The sequence below is a fragment of the Paraburkholderia mimosarum LMG 23256 = NBRC 106338 genome, from assembly GCF_000739815.1.
Lineage (GTDB): Bacteria > Pseudomonadota > Gammaproteobacteria > Burkholderiales > Burkholderiaceae > Paraburkholderia > Paraburkholderia mimosarum.
Genome location: NZ_BBJJ01000290.1, coordinates 1 through 1,452, shown reverse-complemented (window position 1 = coordinate 1,452; position 1,452 = coordinate 1). Strand labels below are relative to the sequence as shown.

Genomic DNA, 1,452 nt, shown 5'->3' with positions numbered 1-1,452 from the left:
TGAACTGCACCCCAAAAGTTGGACACCGATCCAACCTTTGGGGTGTTTTTCATGGCGAAGTACGATAAGCGGTTCAAACTGAAGTTGATCAACACGTATTTGCGCGGGGGCGTCGGGCTGCCAGTACTGGCAGCCCGCCACGGGATCGACTACTCGATGTTGCGCCGGTGGGTTGATGCCTATCGTTTGCACGGCAGCGCAGCTCTATGCCGCAAGCACAGCCGATACGACGTTCACTTCAGACTGAAGGTGCTCAGGCACATGTCGCGTGACGRGSTTTCCCTGCGCGAAGTCACGGCTCTGTACGATATCCGCGATCCTGGCAAGGTCTCGCAATGGGCGCGCTTGTATGATGAGGGCGGTATAGATGCTCTGATGCCCCGCCGACGAGGGCGTCCACAAAAAATGCCCGAGACCCGGCCTAACCTGCCTGTTGAAATGAAAGCTGCTGCCGATACGCGATCACGCGAAGAACTACTCAAGGAAATCGTGTATCTGCGCGCGGAGGTGGCGTACCTAAAAAAGCTCGATGCGCTGTCAAAGGAAGAAAACCAGACAGCGCAAAAGAAAAAACGCAAATCGTGAACGGGCTGCGGACTCGGTATCCGCTTGCCGCGCTACTGAAAATCGCGGGGCTGGCGCGCAGCACGTTCTATTACCAGTTGCGAGCGCTTGAGGCCGGTGAGCGGCACGTCGAGCTCAAAGCCACAATCCGTGCGGTGTATGAGCATCACAAGGGCCGCTATGGCTATCGGCGGATCACCGCAGCTATCCGAAATGCCGGTCGGATGGTCAATCACAAGACCGTGCAGCGGCTCATGGGTGAATTGCAACTGAAATCCCTGGTGCGCCCAAAACGTTACCGCTCCTGGCGTGGCGAAGTGGGACGCGTTGCACCGAACCTGCTAGATCGCGAGTTCGAAGCACGCAGGCCTAACCAGAAATGGGTAACCGACGTGACGGAATTTAATGTCAAGGGCGAGAAGCTTTACCTGTCACCTGTCATGGACCTGTACAACGGTGAAATCGTGGCGTGGCAGACGGCTCGCCGGCCATGTTTCGAGCTGGTCAGCAACATGCTGAAGAAAGCCGTCACTCAGTTAGGTACCCGGGACAAGCCGTTGTTGCATTCAGATCAGGGCTGGCAGTACCAGATGTCTGCTTGGCGGCGATTGCTGAGCGCGAATCGGCTACGGCAAAGCATGTCGCGCAGGGGGAACTGTCTGGATAATGCCGCAATGGAAAGCTTCTTTGCCACGCTAAAATCCGAGTTCTTCCGGTTGAACCGCTTCGACAGTATCGAACAGTTGCAGGCCGGACTGCGACGTTACATTCACTACTACAACCACGAGCGTATCAAGCTCAAACTCAATGGGCTGAGTCCCGTGCAATACAGGACTCAGCTCCTGGCAGCCTAGAACTTTACTGTCCAACTTGGCGGGGTCAGTTCAT

Annotated in this window: 1 protein-coding gene; it reads left to right on the top strand. The window is 56.1% G+C overall.

Going from position 1 to position 1,452, the window contains the following annotated elements; genetic code table 11:
• Positions 1–51 precede the first annotated feature (51 nt).
• A protein-coding gene (locus BMI01S_RS41740; protein WP_156123924.1) for an IS3 family transposase occupies positions 52–1,418 on the top strand; the annotation gives its coding sequence in 2 pieces (ribosomal slippage) (positions 52–517 and positions 517–1,418; 1,368 coding nt in all).
• Positions 1,419–1,452: the final 34 nt, after the last annotated feature.